Annotated in this window: 6 protein-coding genes; 1 reads left to right on the top strand and 5 read right to left on the bottom strand. The window is 62.2% G+C overall.

All coding sequences use genetic code 11. The features are described 5' to 3' along the window. Positions 1 to 83 precede the first annotated feature (83 nt). The 5 genes from recJ to CO655_RS16580 form a co-directional block, all read right to left on the bottom strand. A complete protein-coding gene (gene recJ, locus CO655_RS16600) occupies positions 84 to 1,886 on the bottom strand; it encodes a single-stranded-DNA-specific exonuclease RecJ (RefSeq protein ID WP_097607075.1) in 1,803 nt (600 codons plus the stop codon). Positions 1,887 to 1,966: 80 nt separating this feature from the next. Further along, positions 1,967 to 2,212 carry a hypothetical protein gene (locus tag CO655_RS16595; RefSeq protein ID WP_010029066.1) on the bottom strand — a complete coding sequence of 82 codons (246 nt, stop codon included), beginning with the start codon at positions 2,210 to 2,212 and terminating at the stop codon, positions 1,967 to 1,969. Positions 2,213 to 2,420: 208 nt separating this feature from the next. Then, positions 2,421 to 3,746, bottom strand: a complete 1,326-nt coding sequence (locus CO655_RS16590; RefSeq protein WP_097665499.1) for a homoserine dehydrogenase — start codon at positions 3,744 to 3,746, stop codon at positions 2,421 to 2,423. A gap of 61 nt (positions 3,747 to 3,807) precedes the next feature. Further along, on the bottom strand, positions 3,808 to 5,025 hold the full coding sequence (locus CO655_RS16585; RefSeq protein ID WP_097665512.1) for an LL-diaminopimelate aminotransferase: 1,218 nt from the start codon (positions 5,023 to 5,025) through the stop codon (positions 3,808 to 3,810). 221 nt (positions 5,026 to 5,246) lie between these two features. Next, a complete protein-coding gene (locus CO655_RS16580) occupies positions 5,247 to 5,660 on the bottom strand; it encodes a hypothetical protein (protein WP_010030004.1) in 414 nt (137 codons plus the stop codon). 146 nt (positions 5,661 to 5,806) lie between these two features. Between CO655_RS16580 and phaC the strand changes: the two genes are divergently transcribed. After that, entirely contained in the window at positions 5,807 to 7,675 is a 1,869-nt protein-coding gene (gene phaC / locus CO655_RS16575) for a class I poly(R)-hydroxyalkanoic acid synthase (RefSeq protein WP_245423842.1), read from the top strand. Positions 7,676 to 7,718 lie beyond the last annotated feature (43 nt).

Genomic DNA, 7,718 nt, shown 5'->3' with positions numbered 1-7,718 from the left:
TCTGGGAAGAGGGGTTCGACTCCCCTAGGGCGTGCCACTTTCTTGCTTCGAATTCCTCATCATCAGCCTGTTTGCGCGGCCTTCTATTTTGCCGGCGCGGCATCGCAGACGCGCAGCTGGATGCGGCGGGCGCCCTGGTAATGATCGGCGCCGAGCGTACCGGCCACATGCAGGCTGGCGCCGCGTGAATTGACGAGAAGATTGCCGAGCGCCGTATCGGCGGCGCGGAAGGCGATGCCATCGAGCCGCGACCCGTCCATTGCCTCCAGTGTCACCTTCACATGTTTCTCACCGACCAGGCGCGCGTCGCGCACGCGGTGCGCCGGCACGGCAAAGAGCGGCTGGGCATGGCCGGAGCCATAGGGGCCGGCCGCCTCCAGGCGGTCGATGAGTTCGAGCGTGGCGCCGCTCGCGCCGATCGCCCCGTCGATCTTCAGCGTCTCGTTGGCGACGAGGTTCGCCACCGTCCTTGCCGCCTTTTCGGTGAAGAAGGTTCTGAGCCTGCCGAGATCGGCGCGATCGACGGTCAGCCCCGCGGCCATGGCGTGGCCGCCGCCCTTGACGAGCAGCCCCTCGTCGACCGCCGCCCGCACCATTCTGCCCATGTCGAAGCCGTTGATGGAGCGGCCCGAGCCGGTGCCGCGGCCGGAGGGATCGAAGGCGATCGCGAAGGCCGGCCGTTTGAACTTTTCTTTCAGCCGCGCCGCGATCAGCCCGACGATGCCGGGATGCCATTTCTCGTGGGCGGTGACGATGACGGAGGCGCCCTCGCCGTCGCCATATTCGGCGAGCGCCTCGGCTTCCGCCTCCTGCAGCATCAGAGCCTCCATAGCCTGGCGCTCGCGATTGAGCTCGTCGAGGCGCTGGGCGATCATTTCAGCCTCGCCGGCATCGTCGAGCGTCAACAGGCGGCTTCCGAGGGCGGCATCGCCGATTCGTCCGCCGGCATTGATGCGCGGGCCGATCAGGAAGCCGAAATGATAGGGTGTCACCGGGCCGGCGAGCCCGGCCTTGCGGAAGAGTGCGGCAAGCCCGGCATTGCTCTGGTGGCGGGCGGCGACCAGCCCCTTCACCACATAGGCGCGGTTGAGCCCCTTCAGCGGCACGACATCGCAGACCGTCGCAAGCGCGACGATATCCAGCCATTGCAACAGGTCGATGGCCAGGATGCGCTTGTTGCCGGCCGCACGCAGCAGCCTCAGCGTCGCCACCAGCACCATGAAGACGACGCCGGCCGCGCACAGATGCCCCTGCCCCGACAGATCGTCTTCGCGGTTCGGATTGACCAGCGCATGGCAGGGCGGCAGCTCATGTGTCACCTGGTGGTGATCGATAACCACGACATCGATATTGCGCGCGGCAGCCGCCGCAAGCGCTTCGTGACTGGTGGAGCCGCAATCGACGGTGACGATCAGCCTGGCGCCATTGTCGATCAGCTGGTTGATCGCCGTCGGATTGGGGCCGTAACCCTCAAAGATCCGGTCGGGAATGTAGATGTTCGCCTTGACGCCGAAATGGCTGAGAAAGCGGAACATCAGCGCCGATGAAGCCGCGCCGTCGACGTCGTAGTCGCCGAAAATCGCGACGTTCTCGCCGCTCTCGATCGCGCGCATGAGTCGGATCGCCGCCTTCTCGCAATCGGTCAGCGTGTGGGGATCGGGCATCAGGCTGCGGATCGTCGGATCGAGAAATTCGATCGCCTCGTCCACCGGGACGCCACGTCCGGCGAGAACGCGAGCGATCAGATCCGGCAACCCGTGAACCTGCGACATAGCGAGCGCCCGATTCTGACCGGCCTGGTCGAGCCGCGCAACCCAGCGATTGTCGAGCGCGGATTTCTCCACGCCGAGAAACGCGCGCTGTACCGGATCGACGAGATCTGCCATGCCAAACTCCGCTGATGTCATCTGTTCTTTCTACAGGAGCAGCGGAGATAACATAGCGATGGGCTTGCAGACACGGATTTTTACCAGAAGATCGCCCAGACGATCATGGCGACGCCGCCGATTTGCACCAGCAGGAACGAAAAGAGCGTCAGCAGGATGGCCCAGTTGCGGCCTTCGGTATTTTCTTCGCCGTCAATGTCATCGGGAATCTCGTCGCGATTGTCGCGATGGATCGCCTCGAGAATTTCCTCAGGCACATCAGGACGGTTTGGCGGCACCTCGCTCGGGCAGCCATACCCCTTCCCGGCATGGCTGTCCTTGCTCATGAAATTCTCCACGCCGACGACTCACCATCTATGGTTTTATTTATATCAATATTTGCGCATTTGTTAATATAGACTTCCGTACGGGCGGGTTACACGATCAACAAAAAAACCGCCCCGTCATCGTGAACTGACCCGCGAAGGTTGATGTCCAACTTTCGCGGGTCAGTTCAGGAAGACAGGGCGGCTCGTGTTTCCGGACGGGAAAGAATCAAGCTTCTTCTTTCGGCCGCTCGATGCGGATGACCTGCGGCTCGCCGAAGAGATAACCTTCCGACTTGATCGAAGCGACGGCCTTGCGCACCGACTCCTCCATCGTCGCATGGGTAACCAGAATGATCGTCTGGTGATGCGACGGCGCCAGATGCTGCTTGGAGCGCTGGACGATCGATTCGAGCGAAATGTGGTTTTCGGCCATACGGGTTGCGACGCTTGCAAAGACGCCGGTGCGGTCGAGCACGGTCAGGCGGATGAAATAGCCGCCCTCGTGGCTCTGCATCTGCGCCTTGCGATAAGGCTCCAGCGCCTTTGCGGGATGGCCAAGCACGGGCACGCGCTGGGCGCCCGGCTGGCTCTTGGCGATATCGGCGATGTCGCCGAGCACCGACGAGGCGGTGGCATTGCCGCCAGCGCCGGGACCGACCATCAGCAGCTCGCCAAGCACATCGGATTCGATCGCCACCGCATTGGTGACGCCGTCGACCTGGGCAATGACCGAATCGACCGGCACCATGGTCGGGTGCACGCGCTGCTCGATGCCGGTATCGGTGCGCTGGGCGACGCCCAAGAGCTTGATGCGATAACCGAGTTCGGCGGCGGCGTGGATATCCTCGATCGAGATGTTGGTGATCCCTTCGAGATAGATGTCGTCGGCCGCGATGCGGTTGCCGAAGGCCAGCGTCGTCAGGATGGCAAGCTTGTGGGCGGTATCGTTGCCTTCAATATCGAAGGCGGGATCGGCCTCGGCATAACCCAGCCGCTGCGCTTCCTTGAGGCACTCGGTGAAGGAAAGCCCTTCCTTCTCCATCTTGGTCAGGATGTAATTGCAGGTGCCGTTCATGATGCCGTAGATGCGCGAGACGGCATTGCCCGTCAGCGATTCGCGCAGCGCCTTGATGACGGGAATGCCGCCGGCGACCGCCGCTTCGAAATTCAGGAGCGAGCCCTTCTCTTCCGCGATCGTCGCGAGCTCGACGCCGTGATAGGCAAGCAGCGCCTTGTTGGCTGTCACCACGTGGAGACCACGTTGCAGTGCCGTGCGAACCGAAGCGTTGGCCGCCCCCTCGGCGCCGCCGATCAGCTCGACGAAGACGTCGATGTCGCCTTTTTCGGCAAGCTCTTCCGGCCGGTCGAACCAGGTCACAGCGGAAAGATCGACGCCGCGGTCTCTCGTTTTGTCACGCGCGGAAACCGCTGTGATGATGATCGGACGCCCGCAGGTGACGGCAAGCTCGTTGCTCTTCTGCTGAATGATGCGGACAAGCGAGGCGCCAACGGTGCCCAAGCCCGCAATGCCGATTTTGAGGGCATCTGCCATGGATCGATCCTGAAATGTCTGTGTGGCGGCAGCCGCGGAAAGCGGCTGCCGAGAGTTGAGATTAGCGGTGTGCGTTCAGCGAAATGACGTTATGCATCGTCTCATCCGCCGTCGACATGAACTTCTTGATGTTGCGCGCGGCCTGGCGGATGCGGTGTTCGTTCTCGACAAGCGCCAGACGGACGTAGTCGTCGCCCATTTCGCCGAAGCCAATGCCCGGCGCAACGGCGACGTCGGCCTTCTCGACCAAGAGCTTGGAAAATTCCAGCGAACCGAAATGACGGAACTTTTCCGGGATCTTCGCCCAGGCGAACATCGTCGCAGCCGGCGGCGGCACGTCGAAGCCGGCCTTGCCGAAGCTTTCGACCATGACGTCGCGGCGGCGCTTATAGACGTTGCGGACTTCGGCAATGTCGGAGCCGTCACCGTTCAGAGCGTGGGTCGCCGCGACCTGGATCGGCGTGAAGGCGCCGTAGTCGAGGTAGGATTTAACGCGGGTGAGCGCCGCGATCAGCCGCTCGTTGCCGACGGCAAAGCCCATGCGCCAGCCGGGCATGGAGAAGGTCTTCGACATCGAGGTGAACTCGACGGTCACATCCATCGCGCCCGGCACTTCGAGAACCGACGGCGGCGGCGCGCCGTCGAAGTAGATCTCCGAATAGGCAAGGTCGGAGAGCACGATGATGTCGTGCTTCTTGGCGAAAGCGATGACATCCTTGTAGAAATCAAGCGTCGCGACGAGGGCGGTCGGGTTCGAGGGGTAGTTGAGGATCAGCGCCAGGGGCTTCGGGATCGAATGCCGGACGGCGCGCTCGAGCGGCGGGAAAAAGCTCTCATCCGGCTCAACCGACATCGAACGAATCACCCCACCCGCCATCAGGAAGCCGAAGGCGTGGATCGGATAGGTCGGGTTCGGGCAGAGGAGGACGTCGCCGGGCGCGGTGATCGCCTGCGCCATGTTGGCGAAGCCTTCCTTGGAGCCCAAGGTGGCGACCACCTGCGTATCCGGGTTGAGCTTGACGCCGAAACGGCGGGCATAATAGGCGGCCTGGGCGCGGCGCAGGCCCGGAATGCCCTTGGAGGAGGAATAACGGTGGGTGCGCGGGTCCTGCACGACCTCGCACAGCTTGTCGACGATCGCCTGGGGGGTAGGAAGGTCAGGGTTTCCCATGCCGAGATCGATGATATCGGCGCCGCCCGCTCGCGCGCTTGCTTTCAAACGGTTGACCTGTTCGAAAACATAAGGCGGCAAACGCCGGACTTTGTGAAACTCTTCCATTTCATTCCCCATGGAAAGGCGGCATTTCGGGCCGCGGTCGAAGTTCGTTCCGTCTCCCGGCGGCTGCGACACGAACTTCAGAATCGCAGCGCCGTATTCATCAGACCCAAGCCGCGCGGCAAATCTTTGACGAAAAGGCCGCGCAAAGCGCATTATCAGGAAAATTGCATCTTCCGTTCCATCCGGAAGGCTTTGCGTCCAAATTGCCTGAAAGGCAAGGTCTATTTGGAGATTTCGGAGAGCGTCTGCTCGCCGTGCTCGGCGGCCAGGCGGCGCATTTCGGCGACCCTGGCCTGATATTCGGCTTCCGAGATCGTGCCGGCCTTGCGTCGGGCGGCAAGCGCGGTCAGCTGATGCTGCAGTTCGGCCGCCTGCTCGTCGCTCATCTGGACATTGGCCGCCGTCAGCGGCGCGCCAAAATTCGGATAGCCGTCCGGCGACTTCGCAAGGCCGCCTTCGACCGCCTCGCCCTTGGTGGCCGGCATGACGACGGCGGTCGGCGCCGCTCGCTTGGCAGCGGCCGCAGCCTTCTCCTCCGCCGTCAGATTGCATCCGGCAAGGGCCATCGCCGCCGCGGCGCAAATCAATGCGGTGCGGTTGAAGGTTGCGATGCGCCGGATGCCGTTCTTCGTCATGCCTCAAAATCCAGTTCTGACTGCTTCGACTGTTAAATTTGTCGCAGCCACAAAGCAATAGCACGAGCCGATGCGGGTGGAACTTGTTTTCTCGTTCGGTCACGATGTACAACGAAGAGATAAAAAGGGTGCTGCCGCCGGAGGAAATGGTGACCGACAGCAAGCAGGAGAGTGGCAGCCAGAAGAATGGCGGCAAGGCCGGTTTCGACGCAACCGATCTCGATCCCTATGTGCTGAAGGATCCCGAGACCATGGCGATGAATTTCGCCCGGGCGCTCGAAAATCTCGGGCAAGCCGCTTCGGCCTGGCTTGCGCCGCGCGAACGCGGCGAGATCAGCGAAACCGCCATCGATCCGATGGCCGACATGGTCAAGACGCTGTCGAAAGTCAGCGAATACTGGATTTCCGATCCCCGCCGCACCTTCGAGGCACAGACGCAGCTGATGTCCTCGTTCTTCGGCATCTGGATGCGCTCGATGCAGCGCATGCAAAGCATGAGCGGACTGCAGGGCGAGCCCCCGCCGCCCGAGCCCGACACCCGCAAGGACAAGCGCTTCTCCGACGAGGACTGGGAGAAGAATCCGTTCTTCGATTTTCTGCGCCAGGTCTATTTCGTCACGACCGACTGGGTGGAGAAGCTGGTGTCGGAGACCGACGGCCTTGACGAGCACACCAAGCACAAGGCCGGCTTCTACGTGAAGCAGATCACGGCAGCGCTTTCGCCAAGCAATTTCATCCCCACCAATCCGCAGCTCTATCGCGAGACGATCGCCAGCAACGGCGAAAACCTGGTGCGCGGCATGAAGATGCTCGCCGAGGATATCGCCGCCGGCCACGGCGAGCTTCGCCTTCGTCAGACCGACATGACGAAATTCGCCGTCGGCCGCGACATGGCGCTGACGCCGGGCAAGGTGATCGCCCAGAACGACATCTGCCAGATCATCCAGTACGAGGCGTCGACCGAGACGGTGCTGAAGCGGCCGCTGCTGATCTGCCCGCCCTGGATCAATAAATTCTATATTCTCGACCTCAATCCGCAGAAATCCTTCATCAAATGGTGCGTCGATCAGGGTCAGACCGTCTTCGTCATTTCCTGGGTCAACCCGGATGCGCGCCACGCCGAAAAGGACTGGGCGGCCTATGCCCGCGAAGGCATCGATTTCGCGCTCGAGACAATCGAGAAGGCGACCGGCGAGAAGGAGGTCAATGCCGTCGGCTACTGCGTCGGCGGCACGCTGCTGGCGGCAACGCTGGCGCTGCACGCCAAGGAAAAGAACAAACGCATCAAGACCGCTACGCTCTTCACCACCCAGGTCGACTTCACCCATGCCGGCGACCTGAAGGTCTTCGTCGACGAGGAGCAGCTTGCCGCGCTCGAAGAGCATATGAAGTCGGCCGGCTATCTCGACGGCTCGAAGATGTCGATGGCCTTCAACATGCTGCGCGCTTCCGAGCTGATCTGGCCTTATTTCGTCAACAGCTACCTCAAGGGCCAGGAGCCCATGCCCTTCGACCTGTTGTTCTGGAACGCCGATTCGACCCGCATGGCGGCGGCAAATCATGCCTTCTATCTGCGCAACTGCTATCTCCGCAATGCGCTGACGCAGAACGAGATGATCCTCGACGGCAAGCCCGTGTCGCTGAAAGACGTGAAGATCCCGATCTATAATCTCGCCACCCGCGAGGACCACATCGCGCCTGCCAAATCCGTCTTCCTCGGCAGCCGGTTCTTCGGCGGCAAGGTGGAGTTCGTCGTCACCGGCTCCGGACATATCGCCGGCGTCGTCAACCCGCCCGACAAGAAGAAGTACCAATTCTGGACGGGCGGCCCGGCCAAGGGCGAGTATGAAACCTGGCTCGAACAGGCGACCGAGACGCCGGGATCGTGGTGGCCGCATTGGCGAGCCTGGATCGAGACGCATGACGGCAGACGCGTTGCGGCGCGCAAACCCGGCGGCGATGCGCTGAATGCGATCGAGGAAGCGCCGGGAAGTTACGTGATGGAACGCGTCTGACAAACGCCGGACGCATCTCTTTTTGAGACGTCATGGGAAAGTC

It is taken from the genome of Rhizobium sp. M1 (genome assembly GCF_002531805.1).
Classification (GTDB): Bacteria; Pseudomonadota; Alphaproteobacteria; order Rhizobiales; family Rhizobiaceae; genus Rhizobium; species Rhizobium etli_C.
This window is presented reverse-complemented; position numbering and strand designations above follow the sequence as displayed.

Bases quoted from the DNA above. Each gene is read 5' to 3' on its own strand.
- CO655_RS16580 (WP_010030004.1), bottom strand. From the start codon at position 5,660: ATGACGAAGAACGGCATCCGGCGCATCGCAACCTTCAACCGCACCGCA.
- CO655_RS16595 (WP_010029066.1), bottom strand. From the start codon at position 2,212: ATGAGCAAGGACAGCCATGCCGGGAAGGGGTATGGCTGCCCGAGCGAG.
- recJ (WP_097607075.1), bottom strand. From the start codon at position 1,886: ATGGCAGATCTCGTCGATCCGGTACAGCGCGCGTTTCTCGGCGTGGAG.
- CO655_RS16585 (WP_097665512.1), bottom strand. From the start codon at position 5,025: ATGGAAGAGTTTCACAAAGTCCGGCGTTTGCCGCCTTATGTTTTCGAA.
- CO655_RS16590 (WP_097665499.1), bottom strand. From the start codon at position 3,746: ATGGCAGATGCCCTCAAAATCGGCATTGCGGGCTTGGGCACCGTTGGC.
- phaC (WP_245423842.1), top strand. From the start codon at position 5,807: ATGGTGACCGACAGCAAGCAGGAGAGTGGCAGCCAGAAGAATGGCGGC.